The sequence below is a fragment of the Streptomyces triculaminicus genome, from assembly GCF_017349075.1.
GTDB lineage: Bacteria > Actinomycetota > Actinomycetes > Streptomycetales > Streptomycetaceae > Streptomyces > Streptomyces triculaminicus.
Genome location: NZ_JAFMOF010000002.1, coordinates 1,392,918 through 1,413,366, shown reverse-complemented (window position 1 = coordinate 1,413,366; position 20,449 = coordinate 1,392,918). Strand labels below are relative to the sequence as shown.

Here is a 20,449-nt window from a genome sequence, read left to right as displayed (position 1 = left end):
GCGGCTCCTTCGCGTTTGTGCCGGCGCGTTTGTGCCGGGCCCCAGGGGCAAGCCGGTCACTGTCACGCCTCCGACTCTCGGCTGTGCCGGAAGGAGCCCCCGTGGTCGCCGTCGCCCTGCTCATGCCTCCTCTGCTCCTGTGCCTGGTGCTCGCCCTCGGGCGGTACGAGGAGTGCCTGTTGAAGAGCGGTTCCGCCGAGCAGCCGCGCCAGGGGCTGCCCGGCCGGCCGCTGCGCGTCGTGCCCGATCAGCCCTCGTACGAGCCGACCCCCGTCCCGGGCGAGGGCAGGCAGGCCGCCTGAGCACGGCACGGCACCACGTCGGCTTCTCGACGACATCGGCGTCGGGGCCGGATGAAACGTACGGAAGACGTACGGAAGGGGACTCCATGTCAACCCACGCACTGATCGCCGTAGCCGTCACGACGGCCGTCATCTTCCTCGGTGTCTCCGTGGCCGTCTGGGCCGTCGGACACGGCGCGCGTACCGGCGGCGGCACTCTGCGGCGGCGCTTCGGGCCCGAGTACGACGCCGCCCTCGCCCGGCACGGCGGCGAACGCAAGGCGGCCGAACGGGAACTGTCCGAGCGGCTGGGACGCTACGAACACCTGCGGGTCTCGCCGCTTCCGGCGGCGGCCCGGGAACAGTACGTCGCACGGTGGACCGGCATCCAGGAGCGGTTCGTGGACGCCCCGGCGCGGTCCGTCGCCGACGCGGAACTCCTCGTCGGCGAACTCGCCCGCGACCGCGGCTTCCCCTCGACCACCTGGGACGACATGGCCGACGCGCTGTCGGTCCACGCCCCCCGGAGCGTCCACGGCCTGCGCGAGCTCCGCACCGCCTCGGTGGGCGGCCGCTCCCGGGAGGTCCCGACCGAGGAACTGCGCGAGGCGCTCGTACGGGCGCGCGACCTCTTCGAGGACCTGGTCAGGGCCCGGCCGGAGGACCACCGCCCGCAGCGGCACGCGCGGCGCGGCGGCCCCCGGCCGGCGGTGAACCGGCTGCGGCGCCCGTGACCGTACGCACCACACGAGGCGCGCACCCGCGGCCTGCACGGGCGGGCCGCAGACGCCCTCTCGCGCCGCTCCCCCGCTCCAGGGCACGATTCCGGCAGTGAACGTCGGCTTCGTCGGAGGAGGCCCGTGTGACCGGTCGCGCGGAACGTCTGGAGCAGACGGAGAACCACCTGTTCTCCCTCGTCGACCGGGCCCGGGCCCTCGCCGGACAGGACGGCGTGGCGCCCATCCCGCTCGGGGTGGGCGACTGCGACCTGCCCGCCCCGCCGCACATCGTGCGGGCCATGCGCCAGGCCGTCCGCGACCCGGGCACCCACCGCTACCCGCCCTCCGCCGGCACCCCGGCCCTGCGCGAGGCCGCCGCCCGGCACCTGGGCCGCCGGTTCGGGCTGCGCGTCGATCCCGCCACCGGCGTCGTGGTCACGCTCGGCAGCAAGGAGGCGATGGCACACCTCACCATGGCGTACGCGGAGGCGGGCGACGTGGTGCTGGTCCCGGACCCGGCCTATCCGGTGTACGCCACCTGGGCGCGGTGGTGCGGAGCGGAGGTGGTCCGCGTGCCCCTGCGGGAGGAGAACGGCTTCCTGCCCGACCTGTCCGCGATACCCGCGGACGCGGCACGGCGGGCCAAGCTGTTCTGGGTCTGCTACCCCAACAACCCCACGGCGGCCCTCGCCACCGAGGAGTTCTACGCGCGTCTGGCGGATTTCGCGCTCCGCCACGACATCGTGGTCGCCTCCGACGCCGCGTACAGCGACATCTACTACGACTGCGCGCCCCCGCCGTCCTTCCTCCAGGCGCCGGGCGCGATGGAGTGCGGCATCGAGTTCCACTCGCTGTCCAAGGCGTACAACATGCCCGGCTGGCGGGTGGGCTTCGCCGTCGGCAACGCGGCGGTCGTGGACGCGCTGCGCACCGTCAAGGCCCATACCGACTCCGGCACGTTCGGCGCGGTCCAGCACGCCGCCGTCACCGCGCTCAACGACACCACGGGCTACCCCGCCCACCTCCGCTCCGTCTACCGCGAGCGCATGCGGCTGCTCTGCGACGGGCTCGAACAAGCAGGCCTGAGGGTGCTGCGACCCCGGGCCACCTTCTCCTGCCTCGTACGCTGCCCGGCGGGCCACGACAGCGAGGCGTTCTCCAAGCGCCTCCTGCAGGACGCCCGCGTGCTGTCGATCCCGGGCAGCGGATTCGGCCCCGGGGGCGAGGGCTACGTGCGCCTGACCGTGTGCGCCGGCACCGACCTCATCCGCGAAGCGGTGCGCCGCATAGGGGCCTGCCACTGGGGTTAGGGTGCACGTGCACATTGCCGATCGTCGAGGGATTCTTCCGTGGTCAACCCGCCGGGGCCGCCGCACCCGTACGCCAGCCAGCCCTACGGTCAGCCGGCTTACGGCCAACCCTCGTACGGCCAACCCTCGTACGGACAGCCGTCATACGGGCAGCCGTCATACGGGCAGCCCTCCTACGGGCAGTCGCCCCTCGGCGGGCCGCCGCAGTGCGAGATATGCGGCGGCATGCCGGCCGTCCACGCCACCGTGCGCGGGCACCAGGGAATGGTCGTCCTCATGCGCTTCCTGAAGCGATCGGGGACGTTCTGCCGCCCGTGCGGAACGGCGCTGCACCGCAGGATGACCGCCGACACCCTCTGGCAGGGGTGGTGGGGCCCGCTCTCCATGGTGATCACCCCGTTCACCGTGCTCGCCAACGTGCTGGGCCCGCGAGGCACGTTCCGCCGCCTCGGCCCTCCCGCCGGGGGCTGGCGGCCGCCACTGGACCCGGGCAAACGGGTGCTCCTGCGCCCGGCGACCCTGCTGGTCACCCTCCCCGTCGCCCTCGTCGTCCTGGCGGTGCCGCTGCTGATCCTGATCGGCCTGCTGGTCGGGGACGCGAAGCCGGTCCACCTGTCCGTCGGCGACTGCGTCCGCAACAACGCCGAGTGGCCCCGGCAGGACCTGGAAGCGGTCGTCTGCGGTTCCTCCCCCGACCAGTACCGGGTGTCGCAGGAACTCACCGGCCCGGGCGAGAACTGCGCAGCGGACGGCCCGGAGATCCCGTACATCGCCTACGCGGAGTACAGCGCGAAGGGCAACACCCTCTGCCTCGTCAGGGTGCGCTGAGTCGACCAGCACCGCCGACGCGTCCCGCCGGCCTCCGCCCGCGCTAGCGGCGCCGCACTGTGCGGAGCAGGTCGCCGGCCATCCACAAAGGTGGCAGGAGCACGAAGAGGACGAGCGCCGCCCACAGCCAGGGGTGGACGCCCAGGTAGGGGACGGCGGTGTCGCCGAGCCAGGGGAAGACGTGTTCGTTGAGGCCTGGGATGGCGGCGGCCAGCACCAGTCCGATCACCGCGAGGATGGCCAGGGCGGAGAGGACGATCGTGAGGGCGCGGGTGGCGATCGCCAGGACGACGAGGCCTCCTGCCACCGCCGCCGCGCCGAGGAAGCGGATCGGATCGATGGTGCTGGTGAGAGCGACGACGCCCGTCACCACGAGCAACAGGCCCGCGAGCCACGGCCGGCTGCCGAACGACGTGGACCGCACCACGCGGTGCGCGAGCCGCAGGGATCTGCCGATGGTGCCGAACACCGGCCGGAACGACCTCAGGCGGGAGGTCCCCGCTTCGACGGCGTTGGCGGCCACGGCGGCGCTCTGCACGATCGTGCGGGTCAACGCCTTGCTGCCGCGTTCGCCGGCGAATGTCTCCTGTGAGACGCGGCAGGCACCGAGCAGCGCGCGGACGCCTTCCGGCGGAACGGGCGCCTGGCCCGTCCGGCCTTGGGTCGCCGTCCTGTACGCGGCGAGGAAGCCGGCGGCAGTGTCGGCGTGTCCGTCCCGCCTGTCGTGTTCGGCCTGCTCGGCGACGCAGGGCAGTTCCTCCGCCGCGATGAGGCTCTGGAGCCCGCTCGCGACCCATTGCGAGGTGATGGGGAGGCTGGTGGGCAGGTCCGGCGCGTCGGGGTCGGGATCCCCGAGAAAGGCCAGTTCGGGTCGTGAGGCCTTGCCGGGGATCGGATCGAACACGCCCGGGGGTGGCGCGGAGCCGGCGATCTTCTCCAGTGCGGCCCTGATATCCCCTGGTCCCCGGCGGTCTTCCACTACGAGCCGCTTCAGGTGACGCGGGGACAGCATGACGTGGACGAGCCAGCCGGCGCCGTCCAGGCGGCCCCACATCCAGTCGTTGGCGCGCCATGACCTCTTGTAGAACGCGCCGAAGTGGTTGAGCTGAAGGCCGGTGAGCTTCTCACCGGCCAGGCTGCGCGCGTCGAGGTCGGTCCTGGTGTCGGCGCTCATCTGGACGAGTTCCACCGCCTGCAAGGCGGCCGGCTCGTCCGGGAACATCACCTGCTGGGCGGCCTGCAGCTCGAACAGCCGCCGGGCCACCGACGCCGCGTCCGGCCCGGCGGCGGTCGTCGTGCCGGTCGTCGTGCCGGTCAGGTACTCCAGAACGGACCGAGCGTCCGCCGACGTCCTGTCACCCCCGCTCAGCAGGTCCGAGAGCAGCGGGCGGGCCTCCAGGACGACATCGGCGAGCTCACGCCAGCCGGCGCCCAGGTCCCCTGTGGCCTCCGCGGTCAGACGCCCGCGCACGGCGTCCCGCCATGCGTCGGACGCCGCCAGTTCGGCGATCGCGCCGGGCGGCAGAGGGCCCGTGCCGGGCAGCCCCGCCTCGAGCCCCGTCCACGGGCTCTCCTCCGCTCGCCGAGGCACCGCGGAGTGAGCGGCGTCGAGGAGGGCGTTCAATGCGCTACGGGCGTCCGGCACCCACCTGGCGAATCCCGCCCGGAGCAGCCGCACCACGGTGGCCTTCGCCCCGTCCAGAGGCAGCCGGCCGAAGGCCGCGAGCTGCTCGAAGACATCGGCGGAGGCGGAAGCGGAGGCGGAGCCCCCCAGGCTGTCGGGCATCATCGCGGTCAGTGTCTCGGCGGCCGCGGCCGTGAGGATCTCCAGGTCGCCGCCGAAGCCGACCGGGCGGCCGTCGGACTCGCTGCGGCGGCCGTCGGCGATCAGCCCGCGCAGCGTCTCGTCGGCGGCGTCGTGTGCCAGGGTCCGGGCCCGTACGGCACGGTACTCGGCGTACAGACCGTCCCAGGCCAGGTCGCCTCCCTCGCCGGCGAGGAGAGCCAGGCGGCTCTCGAGGCTCCGTCGGCCGCGGGCCCGTTCGTTGTGGTCGGCGAGGGCGCGCAGCTCGGCGGTGATGGTCTGGGACCGGAGGGCGTTCACATCGGCCAGCAGGGCGGCCCCAAGGCCCGGGAGGTCCTGCTGCCGGGGCTCTGCCGGGGCCGTCGGGGGGTCACCGACGCCGGCGGAGGGCACGACGTAGGCCAGTACTCTGCGTACTTCCTTGTCCGCCCGCCGGTCGAAGATGGCCCGCAGGGCCGGCCCCAGCGGCCGGTTGGCCAGCAGTCCTCCGTCCGCGCAGAACTGCGTGCGGACGCCCTGCGTCATGAAGCCGGCCATGTCGGGGTGCTTGGCGTCACCCGATGCGCCGATCGGCACGTACGCCGGTTCGAAGGCGCCGGGGAAGGAGGCGCTGCTGCGCGCCGCCAGTGCGAGCGCGGGCAGCGCGGTGTCGTACTTCAGCTGGTCGGCCGTGAAGGTGTACAGGCCCTGGTGGGTCGTGTCCCGGACAGCGGTCCCGTAGTCGTCCTTGAAGGTGCTCTCGAGGCCGGAGAGCAGGGTGGTGGTGATGAACACATGCGTCGGGTCGCCCTCCTCGGGCTTGACGACCGGATCGCCACTGGCGAGGGTTTCCAGCGCCGAACGGAGTCCGTTGAGCAGGACTTCGTCACCGAGCAGCAGGGACGGTGGATTGCGTACGGAGGGGTCGCGCAGCAGCTTGCCGAGCGACCCCTCGTCGAGCCAGAGATCGCGCAGCCGGCCCAGGTCGAGGCGACGGGCGTTCGCCATGCCCAGGAACGCCGCGTTGATGCCGCCCGCGCTGGTTCCCGACAGCACGTCGATGCTGACGTTCAGCCGCAGCAGCTCGAGCAGACGCTGGTACTTCTCCACCTGGCGGCCCCGGACGGTATCGGTCCTCTGGTCGGACCAGCCGGCCGCCGCCAGGAGATTCATCTCCCGCGCGATACCTCCCATCCACACGGCCAGGCTCACGCCGCCCGTGAACGTGGCGGCCAACCGCAATTCGGACTGCGCCGGCTGCCTCGCCTCTTCTTTCCCTGCTTCCTCCACCCCACCATCGGAACGTCGATCGGCAAGGCCCGCATCCCGGGTCGCCCCAACGGGACGGTCCGCGGCCCCCGCCTGCTCCGGATGGCGGACACCCGGAGGCAGCAGGACCTCGCCGTCACGTCGGGGCACCCTCCGTGCGCTACGTCCCGAACCGGCGCCGGTACGCCGACGGGGTGAGGCCCGTCTCGCGCCGCATCAGCGCGCGCAGGGTGGCGGCCGTGCCCAGGCCGCTGTGTCGCGCGACCACCTCGAGACGGGACTCGCCCCGCTCGATCAACCGGCGGGCGAGTGTGAGCCGTTCGCCTGTGAGCCAGGCCCAGGGCGTCGTACCCAGCTGCGCCCGGAACCGGCGGTGCAGGGTCGCGGAACTGACCGCCGCGCGGGCCGCGAGGTCGGACACCGTCAGCGGGGCGTCCAGTCGTTCCTGGGCCCAGGCCAGGACGGGGGCCAGGGACTCGTCCGGCAGGTCGGGCACGGGCCGTTCGACGAACTGCCGCTGTCCGCCGTCCCGGTGCGCCGCGAAGACCAGCCGCCGGCTCACCGAGTTGGCGACCTCGGCCCCGTGGTCGCGGCGGACGACATGCAGGCCCAGGTCGAGCGCGGCCGCGCTGCCGGCGGCGGTGAGGATGTCGCCGTCGTCGACGAACAGCACGTCGGGTTCGAGCCGGACCGAGGGGAAGCGGGCCCGGAACGCGTCCGCCCACTGCCAGTGCGCCGTGGCCCGACGCCCGTCGAGCACCCCTGCTTCGGCCAGGGTGAAGGCGCCACTGCAGAAGCCGACCAGGCGCGCGCCGCGCGCGTGCGCCCGTCGCACGGCCTCGAGCACCGCGGCCCGGCGGGGGACCTCGACGTCGGGCCGGTTAGGGACGATCAGCGTGTCCGCCGCGTCGGCGGCCTCCAGACCGGCGATTCCGGTGAGGGTGAAGAACCCGTCCCGCATCAGGGTGCTCGGGTCCGGCGAACAGAGCCGGAAGTCGTAGAGGTCGCGCCCGATCTCGGGCCTGCGCAGACCGAATATCTCGGTCGCGCAGCCGAGCTCGAAGGGGTTCGAGTTCTCGTCGACGATCACGACGACTCGATGCGGGCCGACGGCACGCTCCACGTGCGAGGATCTTTGCGTCATGTGCGATTCCTAGCACTCACGCACGGCGTACGGAACGCACGACGATGAGCTGCATGAACAGCACGAACGGCATGAACAGCACGAGCAACGAACCCATAGCCCTGACCGAGGCCCTGGCCTCCTTCGACGCCCTGTGGAGCCCGCGCATCCTCGCACGGGTGAACGACTACGACGTCCGCGTCACCAAGGTCCGGGGCGAACACCTCTGGCACGTCCACGACGACACCGACGAGTTCTTCCTGGTGCTCGACGGTGAGCTCCGTATCTCCCTGCGCGAAGAGGGCGGGGAGCGTACGGTCGTGCTCCCCCAAGGCAGCGCCTTCACCGTCCCCCGGGGCATCGAGCACAAGCCGTCCGCGCCGTCCGGCGCCGCGATCCTGCTCTTCGAGCCGGCCGGAACGCCGACCGTCGGCGACCGCCACGAAGAGATCCCGGATCACGTGGACGTGACGACCGGCCACGCCCTGCGGTGACGGCCTCACCTCACGACGACGTCCCCTCGCCCCGCCACCGCCGCAGGTCGGTGCGGACGCCCAGGGTCTCGATGTGGTCGGGCCCCAGCAGCCGCAGGTAGTCGGCGAGCAGTGCGCGGTACGCGGCGGGTGCGGCGGGATGCCCTGGGCGCCGCACATGCCCGTGCCCTCCGGGATCACCCGGAGGGCACGGTGTGGAACAAGCCGTTCTTCAACGGTGGTAGTACAGGTGCCACTGGTAGTCGTACTGGCCGGGGTGCCGTTCCTCATGCTTGCAGCGGTACTCACTCCACTTGTTGTCGTGCTTGCCCTTCTCTCCGGCCTCCTTGCAGGACTTCTCGTCGTCGTACCAGGCGCCCGGCTTCCAGTCCGCCTTCGCCTCATCGCCCACGGGGCTGCTCGTCGCGTTCGGAGTCTCCTCCGACGGAGCCGCGACGGCCGTCCCCGCCGTGCCGGCGAACAGCATCCCGACGGTGGCCGCCACCACCGCCGGGGCAAGGCGGAAGTTCCTCGATTTCACGGGGGTTCCCTCTCTCGTTCGAGCGTTTGCCCTGATAGTGGGCTCGGAACGGACCCCTCGGAAGCCGATGCCCCGGGCGCGTGGGAGTGGGGTTCCCGGTACATCCCGCGCGGGCGGGTTCGAACCTCACGCGGCGTGAGGAGACGGGGGCGGAGGCCGCAACCCGGAGTGCGCCGGAGGGGCTGCCACCGGGAGCTACGGCCGGGCGGGCGCCGGCCGCCGGTAACGGGTTCGCCCACCGATGCGGCAGACTGCCCGCGTGACCACAGCACCCGCCCAGCCGCCCCGCGACCGCGCTCTCGGCCGGGGCCTCGAGGCCCTCATCCCGAGCGCCGGCGTCTCCCCCGCGAACGTCGCCACCGCCCTGGTGGCACTGCTGCGTACCGTCGAAGTCCCCGCCGGGCTGCTCGAGGCCGCCGCGGCGGCCCTCGACGCGGCGGTCGCCGGCCCGCTGGACGAACGGGGCCGGGAGTCGGCGGCGGCCGTCACGGAGCTCCTGCGCAAGGCGGTGGACGAAGCGGCGGGCTGACGCTGCCCGGAAACGCCCTAGCGGCGCAGGTCCTTGCTGCGTACGTACCGCAGCCCGCAGCCGTCCTCGTAGGGTTCGCCGTCGTTGCCGAGCCAGCTCCAGATCGGCTGCAACGGGAGCCAGGTCAGGCCGAGAAGCCAGCGCTGCACCGCTCGCCAGAAGCGCGGCCGCCCCGCGTCGGCCTCGCGCACCACGCGTGTGAAGAGCAGGAACTTGCCCACGGTGGCCCGGAACAGCACGGCTCCCAGCACGTGGTGGACGAAGGACACGCCGAAGAAGCAGATGGCGACGTAGGTCCAGTAGGTGCCCGAGGTCTTGTCGTCCGCGAGCCGCATGGCGAGGCCGAAACCACCGAAGACCGTGATCGCGGCGTCGATCCCGGCGGCGAGCATGCGGCGCTCGTCCCCGACCTCTTGAGGGACGGCGGGGGGCTGCGGCGCGTGGGGGTGCTGCTGAGGATACGGATGCGGCTGGGCGTAGGGATGTGCCTGCGCATGCGGCTGGGCCTGCGCGTACGGATGTGCTGCCTGCGCGTACGGGGGTTGCTGAGCGTACGGCTGCTGTGGCGCGTACGGCTGCTGTGGAGGATATGGCTGTTGTTGAGCCTGGTACTGCTGAGGATCGATCACAGGGTGTCATCTTGCTGCACTCAGATGACAATTGATGCACAGAATGATCTACGAGCCGTAACTCGCGCCTCCCCCTGCTCGCCTTCGGCCGCAGGCCGCCGAGCGGCCGGCCACGTCCACAGCGGACGACAAAGAGACGGCTAAAGGACAACTAAAGGACGACTAAAGGCAGAGAAACGACAATGGCAAGGAGGTTCACCCACTCCTTGCCACTATCAAGATATAGCGCACTGGGGGGCTTGCGGCAAGGCCCCGGTCGTCCCGCAGAATCATCGGCCTAAGCCAGACCTGCGGAAATGTGGTTTTCATGATTGACGTGATCGTTGCCGGCTGTGGACCGACCGGCTTGATGCTGGCCGCCGAGTTGCGGCTGCACGGTGTCCACGTGCTCGTGGTGGAGAAGGAGGCGGAGCCGGCCGGGTTCGTCCGCGCGCTCGGCCTGCACGCGCGCAGTGTCGAGGTGCTGGACCAGCGCGGTCTGCTGGAGCGGTTCCTCGCGCACGGCAAGCAGTACGCGGTCGGCGGATTCTTCGCCGGCATCGACAAGCCGTGGCCCGCCCGGCTGGACACCGCTCATTCGTACGTCCTCGGCATCCCGCAGCCGGTCACCGACCGCCTGCTCCACGAGCGTGCCCTCGAACTCGGTACCGAGATCCGGCGCGGCTGCGAACTGGTCGGGCTGAGTCAGGACGAGGACGGGGTGACCGTCGAGCTGGCCGACGGCACGCAGTTGCGCTCGCGCTACCTCGTGGGCTGCGACGGCGGCCGCAGCACGGTGCGCAAGCTGCTCGGCGTCGGCTTCCCCGGTGAGCCCACCAGGGTCGAGACGCTGCTGGGCGAGATGGCGCTCACCGCGTCCCCGGAGACGCTGACCGCCGTGATGACCGAGGTCCGCAAGACCCAGATGCGGTTCGGCGCCATGCCCCTCGGGGACGGGATGTACCGCGTCGTCGTGCCGGCCGAGGGGGTGGCCGAGGACCGCTCGGTCCCGCCGACCCTCGAGGAGTTCAAGAAGCAGCTGCAGGCGGTCGGCGGCACCGACTTCGGCGCGCACTCGCCGCGCCGGCTCTCCCGCTTCGGCGACGCCACCCGGCAGGCCGAGCGCTACCGGACCGGCCGGGTGCTGCTGGCCGGCGACGCGGCGCACATCCACCCGCCGACCGGCGGGCAGGGACTCAACCTCGGCATCCAGGACGCGTTCAACCTCGGCTGGAAGCTGGCCGCCGAGGTCGCCGGCTGGGCCCCGGAGGGACTGCTGGACAGCTACCACGCCGAACGGCACCCGGTGGCCGCCGACGTCCTGCACAACACCCGCGCGCAGATGCAGCTGATGTCCACCGAGCCGGGCCCGCAGGCAGTGCGCCGGCTGGTGGCGGAGCTGATGGACTTCGAGGAGGTGAACCGGTACCTGATCGAGAAGATCGCCGCGACCGGGATCCGCTACGACTTCGGCGGGGGCCACGAACTGCTCGGCCGGCGGATGCGGGACATACAGCTGAAGAAGGGTCGCCTCTACGGGCTGATGCACGGCGGCCGCGGACTGCTGCTCGACCAGACCGGCCGGCTGTCGGTGGAGGGCTGGGCGGACCGGGTCGACCACGTCGTCGACGTCAGCGAGGAACTGGACGTGCCCGCGATGCTGATGCGGCCGGACGGCCACATCGTGTGGGTCGGTGACGACCAGCAGGATCTGCTCGAGCGGCTGCCCAAGTGGTTCGGCGCCGCCACCGCCTGAGCGCGCGACCGGCTGCCGGCCGGCGCCCGGAAACCGGAACGCCGGTCCGGTGTCGTACCCCGCCGGCTCCGCGCCCCCGCGGCGTAGGCGGGCCTCCCCCGGCCGTACGCCCTGGCGGCCGCACCCCGCGCGAGGATGATCACGCGGGGTGCGGTGCGCGGACCCCCTCGATCAGGCGGGCGTAGCTGTCGGCGCCGTGCCCGGCCGCGACCGCCGCTTCGAAGGGGGCCTTGAGCAGCTGGGGCAGCCGGGCGTCCAGGCCGCGTGCGGCACTGGCGTGGAGGAGGTGCTCGAGGGCGCCGAGGTGGACGGCGAGGGTCGCGTCGTCGCCGGGGTAGACGCCGGCGTCGATCTGCGGGGCGTAGGTGGACATGAAGGTGTTGACGGCGGCCGTCCAGCGGAGGGCGACGGGGGTGAAGGTCCTCGCGTCGACGCCGTCGGCGCCGGTGAGGGCCACGCCCTGCAGCCAGCCGGCGAGGGTGGCCCACATCATGCCCAGGAGCGCGGTGTCGTAGAGGGAGGCCACGCCCGCGTCGTCGCCGAGGTCGACCGGGTCGCCCAGGCACGCCAGGACCTCGCGGTGCTCGGCGAAGGCCTCCGACGAGCCGCTGTAGAGCAGCATGATCGCGGAGCTTCCGATGCCGGGCGGGGTCGACATGATCGCGCCGTCGAGGTAGCCGATGCCGTGGGAGGCCGCCCAGGCCGCGCTCTCGCGGGCCTGCTCGGGCGTGCCGGAGGTCAGGTTCACCAGGGTGCGCCCGCGCAGTTCGTCCGTGAGCGGGCCGAGGAGGTGGTGCACGGCGTCGTCATCGGAGAGGCAGACGACCACGAGCGGGCTCGCCCCGACGGCGTCGGCGGCGGTCGCCGCCCGCTCGGCACCCCGGGCGACGAGGGCCTCGTCCTTGCCCGCCGAGCGGTTCCAGACGGTGGCCGTGTGGCCCGCGTCCAGGAACGCGCCGGCCAGAGCCGTCCCCATCGAGCCCAGGCCGAGAACGGTTACGTTCATGGGTTTTTCCCCGTTTCGTCATGAATGATGATCACGTACGACCACCCTCGCACCGGGGCGGGCGCCCGGACAGTGGCCGAAGTGACACCTGACGAAAAATTCCTGCCACCCCTCGCCTACGCTGACGATCATGAAGGCCGGAAGCGTGGCAGTGGTGGTCATCGACGACGACGTCCCCATGTGGGACCTGTACGAACTGGGGGTCGTCTGCACCGTCTTCGGCATCCCCCACCGCGACCTCGCCGACCCCTGGTACGACCTGCGCCTGTGCTCCGCCGGCGGCGGCGAGAAGCAGCCCGGCCCCTTCGGCCTCACCCTGCACACCGCCCACGGCCTCGACGCCCTGCGCGGCGCGGACACCGTGATCGTCCCCTCCGTGCCCGAGGCCTGCGTCACCGGCGAACGGGAACTGCCCGCGGAACTCCTCACGGCCCTGCGCCGAGCCGCCGACTCCGGCGCCCGCATGGTCTCCCTGTGCGCCGGCGCCTTCGCGCTCGCCGCCGCCGGGATCCTCGACGGCCGCCGCGCCACCGCCCACTGGATGCACACCCGGGACCTCGCCCGCCGTCACCCGCGCGTCCAGGTCGACGACTCCGTCCTCTACGTGGACGACGGCGACGTGCTCACCAGCGCGGGCGTCACCGCCGGCCTCGACCTGTGCCTGCACATCGTCCGCCGGGACCTCGGCGCGCACGTCGCCAACCAGCTCGCCCGCCGCCTCGTCGTCCCCGCCCACCGCCCCGGCGGCCAGACCCAGTACGTCGAGGTGTCCGTGCCCGAAACCGACGACGACGGCCTCGCCCCCGTCCTGCAGTGGGCCCGCGAACACCTCGACACCCCGCTCACCGTCGACGAACTCGCCGCCCGCGCCGACATGAGCCCACGCACGTTCTTCCGCCGCCTGAACGCCGTCACCGGCTCCACGCCCCTCCAGTGGCTCCTGACCCAGCGCCTCGCCCGCGCCCAGGCCCTGCTGGAAACCACCACCCTGCCCGTCGAACGCATCAGCCACCTCAGCGGCCTCGGCACCGGCACCAATCTGCGCCGCCACTTCACCCAGCACTTCGGAGTGACGCCCACCGCCTACCGCCGCTCGTTCCCGCCCGCCTGACGCACCCTCAGGTCTCCACTCCTGCGGGGGCACCACCGCCATCACCGGTCCGAGCGTCCACCTCTGACCCGGTGCCGAAGGCCGGTCACGGCAGGGGCATCAGGCGGTAGAAGACCGTGGCGACGAGGTCGCGTGCGTACTGGGCGTCCAGGAGTCCGGGACGGAAGAGGACGCGGTACATCATGGGGGCGACGACGTGGTCCATGACGACGTCGGTGCCGGGCACGTGCTCGCCGCGCTGTGCGGCGCGCGCGAGGATGGTCTCGACCTGTTCGACGGCGTAGGCGGAGCACTGCCCGGCGTTGCTTCCGTCGGGGTCGCCGGCGAGGGCGTCCCGGATGTAGGCACGGCCGGCCGGGGAGGACATCTCCTCGAGGAAGGCCGCCGCCCAGTGCTCCAGGTCCTCGCGCAGGCTGCCGAGGTCGGCGGGTGGTTCGTCGGGGCGCAGGTGTTCCACCGCGACGTCGGCGAGGAGTTCCTGGAGGTCTCCCCAGCGGCGGTAGACGGTGGAGGGGGTCACGCCGGCCCGGGCGGCGATGAGGGGGACGGTGAGGCCGGTCCGGCCGTGCTCGGCCTGGAGCTCCTGGACGGCCGCGTGCACCGATCGCTGCACGCGGGCGCTTCGTCCTCCGGGGCGGACCGCTGGTCTGGGGCTCATGCCGCCACCTTAACGCAAAGGAATTGCGTGTCGTGGAACGACCACCGAAAGCGGTTGAGCGCGATCATGACGCGTGCACCGCGGGGAGCGGGAGGACGCCCCGGGCGTCCTCGTAGGCGCGGCCCATGCGCAGCAGTGTCGCCTCGGCCGACGGTGGGCCGATGAGCTGCATGCCGATGGGCAGCCCCGCCGTGTCGAGGCCGACGGGGAAGGACAGCGACGGCATCCCGGTGATGTTCGCCGGTACGGAGAGCCTGACGTAGGCGTCGGAGACCGTTTCCGTGGTGCCGTCGGGCCATTCGATCCTGTCCTGCCCGGCGCGGGTGGCGGTGGTGGGCACGGTCGGGGCCGCGATGGCGTCGACCTCGTCGAAGAGCCGTCCCCACGAGGCCCGCATGAGCGTACGGGCGCGCTGGGCGCGCAGGTAGTCGCCGGCCGGCACCTCCCTCCCGGCTTCCAGCAGGACGCGCACGTCCGGACCGTAGAGGTGGGAGGACGAGCGCAGCGTCGGCTCGTGGTACGCGGTGGCTTCGGGGACCATCAGTCCCCAGTGGACGGCATGGATGTACTCGGTCATCGGGATGTCGACGTCGACGAGGTCGGCGCCGAGTTCGCGCAGGTGGGTGAGGGCTGTTCGTACCGCCGCCTCCACCTCGGGCGTGACGTGGTCGAAGTAGTAGGTGCGGGGGACGCCGACGCGTATGCCGGTCAGGCCCGCCGTCGTCGTCTGCAGTGCGCCGGGGCCCTGTTGACAGTCGGTGAGGGCCGCGAGTACGGGCTGGGCGTCGCGGACGGTGCGGGTGATCGGTCCGACGTGGTCCAGGGACCACGACAGCGGGACGACGCCGTGCCGGGGCACGAGGTCGTAGGTGGGTTTGAGGCCCACGACGCCGTTGAGCGCCGCCGGGACGCGGATCGACCCGCCGGTGTCGGTGCCCAGGGCGAAGGTCGCGCCGCCGGAGGCGACCGCCACCGCCGAGCCCCCGCTGGAGCCGCCGGCCACCCGGTCCGGGGCCCAGGCGTTGCGGGTCTGAGGGGTGATCAGCCCGTAGGCGAACTCGTGCGTGTGGGTCTTGCCCAGCACGATGGCGCCGGCCTCGCGGAGCCGTGCGGTGACCGTCGCGTCGGTGGCGGCCATGTGGTGCGCGCGGACGCGGGAACTGGCCGTGGTCGGCAGGCCGGCGGCGTCGACGAGGTCCTTGAGCGCCACCGGGATGCCGTGCAGCGGCCCGCGGTACCTGCCTGCCGCGATGTCCTCCTGCGCCCGCGCGGCGGCGTGGAGTGCGGCGTCCGCGGCGAGCGTGGCGTAGGCGTTGAGGTGTCCGTCGACCGCGTCGGCGCGTTCGAGGACGGAGGCGGTCAGTTCCAGGGGTGACAGTTCGCCGGCGGCGATCGCCTCGGAGGCGTCGGCGAGGGTCAGTTCGCAGGGCTTCATCGGTCGCCTCCTGCCGCGTCGTAGGTCGGGGCCGGAGGGGTGTCCCCCAGGTCGAGTGCGTGCAAGGCGCTGATGACCGCGCGGATATGGCGGGCCGTGGCGGCGACCTCGTCGGGAACGGGCGGGCCGGCGGGTGCGGGCGGGGATGCGTCCACGGGACGTCCTTTCGGGCGTGGGGGCGTACGGGCCTTCAGTGTGCGTGCGTGGCAGCACGCTCTCCGGCCACGCAAAAGCGAAGAGTTTGCGTTAGTGGACTCTAACGGCCTACCGTCCGCTAAAGCAATGAAACTGCGTTAACGGAGGTCTGCGCATGAACCAGCCCGCACTCTCGGGCCCTTCACCGGAGCCCGCGCCCGTATGGACCGTGGGCGAACCCGTCCTGGTTCCGCAGGGGACCAGGACGGGCCGTCGTCAGCCTGCCGTCCTCACCCGGCCGTCCTCACCGGCCGGCCTCACGCCCACTGGTCGGCGAACGTCCGGCCGGGCACCGGCTTGACGATGAGGGCGATGGGGACGAAGAAGTTGACCTGCCCGATCGCGATGGTCAGAGTGACCAGCGCCTTGGTGTCGTAGTGCTCGGACACCTGGGCGTACAGCTCGTCCGAGACCCGCTCGCCGTGCGCGGACGGCTGGAGGACGGCCTCCACCAGAGCCAGCGCGGCACGCTCGGCGGCGGTGAAATACGGGGCGTCCTGCCAGGACGCCACCGCGGTGATCCGCTCCTCCGACTCCCCCGCCTTGCGCAGGAAGCCCGTGTGCAGGACGGTCAGGTAGGTGTTGCCGACGATCTGGCCGGCGCGCAGCTGGATCAGACCGATCGTGCTCCGCGGCACCGAGCGGTTGCCCGTGGCCTTGAACAGCGCCGCGGACACCTCCGCCAGCTCGGGAACGGCCTCCTGAGGGTCGGACATCCGCGAAGCCATGGGTACCTCAGCAGTGATCGAACGTGCTTCCATCGCCGTCTTCCTTTCGCGCTTTCACATCGCTTTCACTGCCCTGACGGATCACGGCGCACGAATGTGACAGGCGACCGCCGGAAAAACGACGCGGTGGTGCCGGCGCGAGGAACCGGCGCCCCGGCTCACCGCTTGGGCCAGTACCACAACGGCTCGTCCAGCAGTCCTTCGCGGCCCGCCACCACCGTCTGGGCGCTCGCGTCCTTGACGAGGGTGATGGAGTTGAGGTCGAGCCGGTGGCGTGCCGAGTTCCGGGCGAGTTCCGCGGCCAGCTCCGGGGCGTGGGTGACCACCACGATCTGGGTGTGCCCGGCCGCGGTGAGGATCAGATCGGCGAGCGGGGGCAGCAGGTCCGGATGGAGGCTGGCCTCCGGCTCGTTGAGGACCAGGAGCGCGGGCGGGCGGGGGGTCAGCAGTGCCGCCGCCCACAGCAGATAGCGCAGGGTGCCGTCGGAGAGCTCACCGGCACCCAGCGGGCGCAGCAGGCCCCGCTGGCGCAGCCTCAGCTCGAACCGGCCGCCGTGGCTGTCGGTCTCCACGCGGCTGCCGGGGAACGCCGCGTCCACGGCGTCGTCCAGCGCCTGGCCGTCGCCGATCTCCCGGATGGTCTCCAGAGCGGCCGCCAGGTCGGAGCCGTCGTGGCTGAGCACGGGAGTGCGGGTGCCGACCTGTGCGCTGCGGGCGGGTGCGTGCGCGTCGGTGCGCACGTGGTCGTAGAACCGCCAGGACCTGATGAGTTCGCGCAGCCGCAGCAGGTCGGGGGCGAGCTGGGGGTCGGCGAGTTCGCTGAGCATGCTGTCGTAGGGGCGGAGGGCGTTGACGGTGCGGTGCCAGCCGCCGTCCGCGGTGCGGGTGCGTACGGCCGGTCCCGACCGGTCGCAGAGCAGCGTGGCCGGCCGCAGCACGGGGCCGGTCCATGTGCACTCGCGCTTGACCTCCGGGTCCAGGTCGAAGAGCGAGCGGTCGGGGATGGGGTGCCCGAAGTCGACGGCGTAGCCGAAGTCGGTGCCGGCGAAGCCCAGCCGCAGGCCGGCGGGCTCGCCGCCGCCCGTGCCGTGGACCGGTTTCTCGTGTCCCGCCCACAGGGTGGAGGGCAGCCCGCCTTCACGGGCCAGCGCGGCGACGGCGCCGCCCCGGGCCGCCTCGGCGAGCAGTCGCAGCGCGCGGTAGAGGCTGGACTTGCCGGTGCCGTTCGCGCCCGTGACCACGTTGAGTCTGTCCAGCGGCACGACCAGGCGGCGGAGGGAGCGGTAGTTCTCGATGGCGAGGGTGGTGATCATAGGTCTCACTGATGCTCGGGGGTCCTGTCCCCGCCAGTGTGCTGGGTGGGTCTGACAACGGCGGGTCTGACAACGCGGGGGCGGCGGCCGGTCGCCCCGTCGTGTTCGGCCGCACGGCCGGGCCGCCGCTCACGGCAGCCATCGCACCGCGGACGCCTCGCGGAAGTGGATGAGCATGTCGAACGCGTCGGCGAGGGAGGCGACGGTCGTGTGCGCGGTGGCGTCGCGGGAAGGGTCGTAGACACCGCCGATGACGCGGAGCTTCGCCGGTCCGTCCCAGCGGCGGCGGACGTCGTCCTGGCGCAGGTCCAGCCAGTGGGCGGGCAGGTCCACCTGTCCGAGCGTCGCGTCGATCAGGTCCGCGCCCGGCTCCGGGACGACGGTGACGCCGAGGTCGCCGTGGTGGAAGCCGATGGCCACGGAGACGTACGCGTCGCCGTAGGCCTCGCGCAGCATGCCGCCGACGCTGGGCCGCGGACCGTTCTCGGCAGCCATGCCCAGGGTCGTCGCGGTCGCGGAGGTGTGAGCGATGCCGTCCCAGTAGACGACGCGCGTGCCGGTCCGTCGCTGGTGGTCGCCGATGGCCCCGGCCCATGCCGCGGCGTCGCCGGCGTAGTCGTTTCGCCCGGCCACGCTGCGTTCGTGGTAGTCGACGATCCCCCGCATCCGGGCCAGGACGTCGTCGTCGTGGCCGAGGCCGGGCAGTGACCGGACCAGCGCGAGCGCGTCGCGGGCGTGCTCGGCGAAGGGGCGCCCCGGGTGGGTTCCCTGGTGGCGCTGCACGTGTTCGTCGGTGTGGTGGGCGGTCCGGATCGGGTCCAGGTGGGAGGCCAGCTCCTCCGTCAGTTCCGGGGCCGACCGGCGGACGTGGTCGAGGACGGCGTCGTAGTCCTCGAGGCGTGTCTGCACGGGCTTCACTCCGAGGATCCGGACGGGGTCGTTCGGGTGGTCCCGGTTGAACTCCCGGATCCACTCCAGCGTCGTGGCCATCTCGACGGTGCGCCAGGGACGCCAGGCGCCGTCGAGGGCGGACGCGGCCGAACCGCCGCCGGAGCGCACGTACCGGTCGAGGGCGTCGCCGACGGCGACGGTGTCCTGGATGGCCAGCGCCCGGAATCCGTGGTGGTGCACCAGCCGGTGCAGGAGCCGGTCCTGCACGCCGAAGGTCTCCCGGGAGAAGCGCGTGGACTCCCCGATGCCGACGACCAGCGCCGCCTCGGAGATCTTCTGGGCGATCGTGTCGAGCGCGGCGTCGGACAGGGGTCGGGCGTCGGCGTGCCGCGGGCCGGACGGAGCCACGGGCGAGCGGAAGGGGGCCTGAACAGCGGTGGAGGTGTTTTCCATGCGCCAAGCCTCACACCTGAAGTTTGGTTGAGGTCAAGACGGTTGAGCCGGCCGCGCCGGGCGGGGGTGGCGTCTCCCCCGCCTCAGGCGGGTTTCCGGGGGTCAGGGCCGGGGCGTGGGGCCCTGCAGGTGCTGGCTGATCCACTCCATGGGGCCCATGCCCATGCCGCGGACGTATGTCTCGGCGTTGTGGAGGCCGCCGGGTATCTGGGTCAGATGGGTGTGGACGGGGCCCTTGTCGCCGTACGTCTTGATGAACCCGTTGACGCCGTTGATGGTAATCGGGTGCTCGGCGGTGCCGTACTGGAAGGCGAGGTAGACGTCGGGGCCCTTGGTGTCGATGAGCTGCTGGGCGAGCTTCTGCGGGTTGTTGGCCTGCCGCTCGGCCTCGTGGCCCTTCCAGTGGGGCGAGTCGGGGACGATGTCGGGGCCGGAGGCGATCACGGCCTTGAACCTGTCCGGGTACTGCAGGACGGTCTTCAGCCCCGCGAAGCCGCCGCTGGAGGAGCCCATGAACGCCCACCCGTCACGCGACTTCAGGGTGCGGAAGTTGGCGCGCACGAAGTCGGGGACGTCCTCGGCCAGCCAGGTGCCCATCTTCGGGCGGCCGGGGATGTCACTGCCGTCGTGGTAGTCCTCCTTCTTGTCGGTGCCCGGGTTGAGCACCGGCATCACCACGATGAACGGCTGGGCCTTGCCCTCCTGGGACCACTTCGCGATGGACGACTGCAGCTTGAGGTTGGTCCCGATCCAGTAGTTCCCGCTGGCCCCCGGGCCGCCCGGCAGCGCGACCAGCACCGGGAACCCGCTCTTGCGGTACTGCGGCTCCTTGTACTGCTTGGGGGCCCACACCCACACCTTGCCGGTGAAACCCGACTTCGCGCCCTGCAGCGTGGTCTTCGCGATGACCGTGCCGTCCGCCAGCCTGCTCTCCTCCCTCAGGTCGGCGGCCGGCCCCGTCGGCATCCGGGTCTCCGGCGCCTCGTCGACCGGATCGCTGCGATGCGGCGCGGCACCGGCCTGACGGGTGGAGCCGGCCGCGTCGTCACCGAAGGTGACCGGATCGCCCTTGCCGGAGAGCACGCCGGTGTACTGCAGGACCGCCCAGGATATGAGGCCCAGGACGAGGAGGACGGCCGCCGTTATCCACCAGCGTCTGGCGCGGCGGAACCGGAATCCCCGGCGTGGCGACCGGGCGGGGTACGAGGACGAGGGCATCGGTGAGCTCCAACAGCTGAATCAGGCATGCCGACGAGGACGTAGCGGCGGGGTGGGGAGCGCGCCGGAATCGGCGCGCCGTGATCACTTATTGTGCGCCCTGCCTCCGCGGGCCCGGGCAGGGGCTGCCGGGAGACGGAAGCGGCCCCTCTCCGTCCGGTCCGGGCCGGACGGAGAGGGGCCCGACGACGTGGCGGAAGACCCCCGGTACCGTACCTGGA

The 20,449-nt window shown here is 72.2% G+C and carries 21 protein-coding genes; 8 read left to right on the top strand and 13 right to left on the bottom strand.

Annotation, left to right across the window (positions count from 1 at the left end; translation table 11 throughout):
- Positions 1-101 precede the first annotated feature (101 nt).
- From J1792_RS16545 to J1792_RS16530, 4 genes are all read left to right on the top strand, one after another.
- A complete protein-coding gene (locus J1792_RS16545) occupies positions 102-302 on the top strand; it encodes a hypothetical protein (protein WP_086566266.1) in 201 nt (66 codons plus the stop codon).
- Positions 303-388: 86 nt separating this feature from the next.
- Positions 389-1,015, top strand: coding sequence for a hypothetical protein (locus tag J1792_RS16540; protein ID WP_086566265.1), 627 nt, complete (start codon positions 389-391; stop codon positions 1,013-1,015).
- A gap of 128 nt (positions 1,016-1,143) precedes the next feature.
- Positions 1,144-2,310 (top strand): aminotransferase class I/II-fold pyridoxal phosphate-dependent enzyme, encoded by a 1,167-nt coding sequence (locus tag J1792_RS16535; protein ID WP_086566264.1) that lies wholly within the window; start codon positions 1,144-1,146, stop codon positions 2,308-2,310.
- Between the two features lie 39 nt (positions 2,311-2,349).
- Positions 2,350-3,138, top strand: a complete 789-nt coding sequence (locus J1792_RS16530) for an LppU/SCO3897 family protein (protein ID WP_086566263.1) — start codon at positions 2,350-2,352, stop codon at positions 3,136-3,138.
- A 43-nt stretch (positions 3,139-3,181) separates the two neighbouring features.
- Here J1792_RS16530 and J1792_RS16525 read toward each other — a convergent pair whose 3' ends face one another.
- Positions 3,182-6,211, bottom strand: a complete 3,030-nt coding sequence (locus J1792_RS16525) for a patatin-like protein (RefSeq protein ID WP_307843011.1) — start codon at positions 6,209-6,211, stop codon at positions 3,182-3,184.
- A 139-nt stretch (positions 6,212-6,350) separates the two neighbouring features.
- Positions 6,351-7,334, bottom strand: coding sequence for a helix-turn-helix domain-containing protein (locus J1792_RS16520; RefSeq protein WP_086566261.1), 984 nt, complete (start codon positions 7,332-7,334; stop codon positions 6,351-6,353).
- A 53-nt stretch (positions 7,335-7,387) separates the two neighbouring features.
- Here J1792_RS16520 and J1792_RS16515 point away from each other — a divergent pair, with 53 nt between their 5' ends.
- A complete protein-coding gene (locus J1792_RS16515) occupies positions 7,388-7,807 on the top strand; it encodes a cupin domain-containing protein (RefSeq protein ID WP_242645936.1) in 420 nt (139 codons plus the stop codon).
- 10 nt (positions 7,808-7,817) lie between these two features.
- Here J1792_RS16515 and J1792_RS16510 read toward each other — a convergent pair whose 3' ends face one another.
- Entirely contained in the window at positions 7,818-7,964 is a 147-nt protein-coding gene (locus J1792_RS16510) for a hypothetical protein (RefSeq protein ID WP_179198731.1), read from the bottom strand.
- Between the two features lie 54 nt (positions 7,965-8,018).
- Positions 8,019-8,327, bottom strand: a complete 309-nt coding sequence (locus J1792_RS16505) for a hypothetical protein (RefSeq protein WP_207247579.1) — start codon at positions 8,325-8,327, stop codon at positions 8,019-8,021.
- 259 nt (positions 8,328-8,586) lie between these two features.
- Here J1792_RS16505 and J1792_RS16500 point away from each other — a divergent pair, with 259 nt between their 5' ends.
- On the top strand, positions 8,587-8,856 hold the full coding sequence (locus tag J1792_RS16500; protein WP_207247578.1) for a hypothetical protein: 270 nt from the start codon (positions 8,587-8,589) through the stop codon (positions 8,854-8,856).
- Positions 8,857-8,873: 17 nt separating this feature from the next.
- On the opposite strand, the gene J1792_RS16495 is transcribed toward J1792_RS16500, so the two are convergent.
- Positions 8,874-9,248, bottom strand: a complete 375-nt coding sequence (locus J1792_RS16495) for an RDD family protein (protein WP_179198730.1) — start codon at positions 9,246-9,248, stop codon at positions 8,874-8,876.
- Between the two features lie 544 nt (positions 9,249-9,792).
- Here J1792_RS16495 and rox point away from each other — a divergent pair.
- Positions 9,793-11,220 carry a rifampin monooxygenase gene (rox, locus tag J1792_RS16490; RefSeq protein WP_207247577.1) on the top strand — a complete coding sequence of 476 codons (1,428 nt, stop codon included), beginning with the start codon at positions 9,793-9,795 and terminating at the stop codon, positions 11,218-11,220.
- 139 nt (positions 11,221-11,359) lie between these two features.
- Here rox and J1792_RS16485 read toward each other — a convergent pair whose 3' ends face one another.
- Positions 11,360-12,226, bottom strand: a complete 867-nt coding sequence (locus tag J1792_RS16485) for an NAD(P)-dependent oxidoreductase (protein ID WP_086566256.1) — start codon at positions 12,224-12,226, stop codon at positions 11,360-11,362.
- 145 nt (positions 12,227-12,371) lie between these two features.
- Between J1792_RS16485 and J1792_RS16480 the strand changes: the two genes are divergently transcribed.
- Positions 12,372-13,337: a GlxA family transcriptional regulator gene (locus J1792_RS16480; protein ID WP_425444487.1), complete on the top strand. Its 966-nt coding sequence runs from the start codon at positions 12,372-12,374 to the stop codon at positions 13,335-13,337.
- 85 nt (positions 13,338-13,422) lie between these two features.
- On the opposite strand, the gene J1792_RS16475 is transcribed toward J1792_RS16480, so the two are convergent.
- From J1792_RS16475 to J1792_RS16445, 7 genes are all read right to left on the bottom strand, one after another.
- Positions 13,423-13,995 carry a TetR/AcrR family transcriptional regulator gene (locus J1792_RS16475; RefSeq protein WP_086566254.1) on the bottom strand — a complete coding sequence of 191 codons (573 nt, stop codon included), beginning with the start codon at positions 13,993-13,995 and terminating at the stop codon, positions 13,423-13,425.
- Between the two features lie 64 nt (positions 13,996-14,059).
- Entirely contained in the window at positions 14,060-15,430 is a 1,371-nt protein-coding gene (locus J1792_RS16470) for an amidase (protein WP_086566253.1), read from the bottom strand.
- Positions 15,427-15,585: a hypothetical protein gene (locus tag J1792_RS16465; protein ID WP_179198729.1), complete on the bottom strand. Its 159-nt coding sequence runs from the start codon at positions 15,583-15,585 to the stop codon at positions 15,427-15,429. Before J1792_RS16465 ends, J1792_RS16470 begins: the two co-directional genes overlap by 4 nt.
- 297 nt (positions 15,586-15,882) lie before the next feature.
- A complete protein-coding gene (locus J1792_RS16460; RefSeq protein WP_107430964.1) occupies positions 15,883-16,386 on the bottom strand; it encodes a carboxymuconolactone decarboxylase family protein in 504 nt (167 codons plus the stop codon).
- Between the two features lie 125 nt (positions 16,387-16,511).
- Complete coding sequence (locus J1792_RS16455) at positions 16,512-17,666, bottom strand: AAA family ATPase (RefSeq protein WP_086566252.1); 1,155 nt, start codon at positions 17,664-17,666, stop codon at positions 16,512-16,514.
- Positions 17,667-17,795: 129 nt separating this feature from the next.
- Complete coding sequence (locus tag J1792_RS16450) at positions 17,796-19,010, bottom strand: erythromycin esterase family protein (RefSeq protein ID WP_207247576.1); 1,215 nt, start codon at positions 19,008-19,010, stop codon at positions 17,796-17,798.
- A 102-nt stretch (positions 19,011-19,112) separates the two neighbouring features.
- Positions 19,113-20,228 carry an alpha/beta hydrolase gene (locus J1792_RS16445; protein ID WP_207247575.1) on the bottom strand — a complete coding sequence of 372 codons (1,116 nt, stop codon included), beginning with the start codon at positions 20,226-20,228 and terminating at the stop codon, positions 19,113-19,115.
- Positions 20,229-20,449: the final 221 nt, after the last annotated feature.

Excerpts from the sequence above, each read along its gene's own strand:
- J1792_RS16495 (WP_179198730.1), bottom strand. The coding sequence starts at position 9,248 with ATGCTCGCCGCCGGGATCGACGCCGCGATCACGGTCTTCGGTGGTTTC.
- J1792_RS16515 (WP_242645936.1), top strand. The coding sequence starts at position 7,388 with ATGAACAGCACGAACGGCATGAACAGCACGAGCAACGAACCCATAGCC.
- J1792_RS16460 (WP_107430964.1), bottom strand. The coding sequence starts at position 16,386 with ATGGAAGCACGTTCGATCACTGCTGAGGTACCCATGGCTTCGCGGATG.
- rox (WP_207247577.1), top strand. The coding sequence starts at position 9,793 with ATGATTGACGTGATCGTTGCCGGCTGTGGACCGACCGGCTTGATGCTG.
- J1792_RS16520 (WP_086566261.1), bottom strand. The coding sequence starts at position 7,334 with ATGACGCAAAGATCCTCGCACGTGGAGCGTGCCGTCGGCCCGCATCGA.
- J1792_RS16475 (WP_086566254.1), bottom strand. The coding sequence starts at position 13,995 with ATGAGCCCCAGACCAGCGGTCCGCCCCGGAGGACGAAGCGCCCGCGTG.
- J1792_RS16485 (WP_086566256.1), bottom strand. The coding sequence starts at position 12,226 with ATGAACGTAACCGTTCTCGGCCTGGGCTCGATGGGGACGGCTCTGGCC.
- J1792_RS16455 (WP_086566252.1), bottom strand. The coding sequence starts at position 17,666 with ATGATCACCACCCTCGCCATCGAGAACTACCGCTCCCTCCGCCGCCTG.
- J1792_RS16470 (WP_086566253.1), bottom strand. The coding sequence starts at position 15,430 with ATGAAGCCCTGCGAACTGACCCTCGCCGACGCCTCCGAGGCGATCGCC.
- J1792_RS16445 (WP_207247575.1), bottom strand. The coding sequence starts at position 20,228 with ATGCCCTCGTCCTCGTACCCCGCCCGGTCGCCACGCCGGGGATTCCGG.
- J1792_RS16450 (WP_207247576.1), bottom strand. The coding sequence starts at position 19,010 with ATGGAAAACACCTCCACCGCTGTTCAGGCCCCCTTCCGCTCGCCCGTG.
- J1792_RS16540 (WP_086566265.1), top strand. The coding sequence starts at position 389 with ATGTCAACCCACGCACTGATCGCCGTAGCCGTCACGACGGCCGTCATC.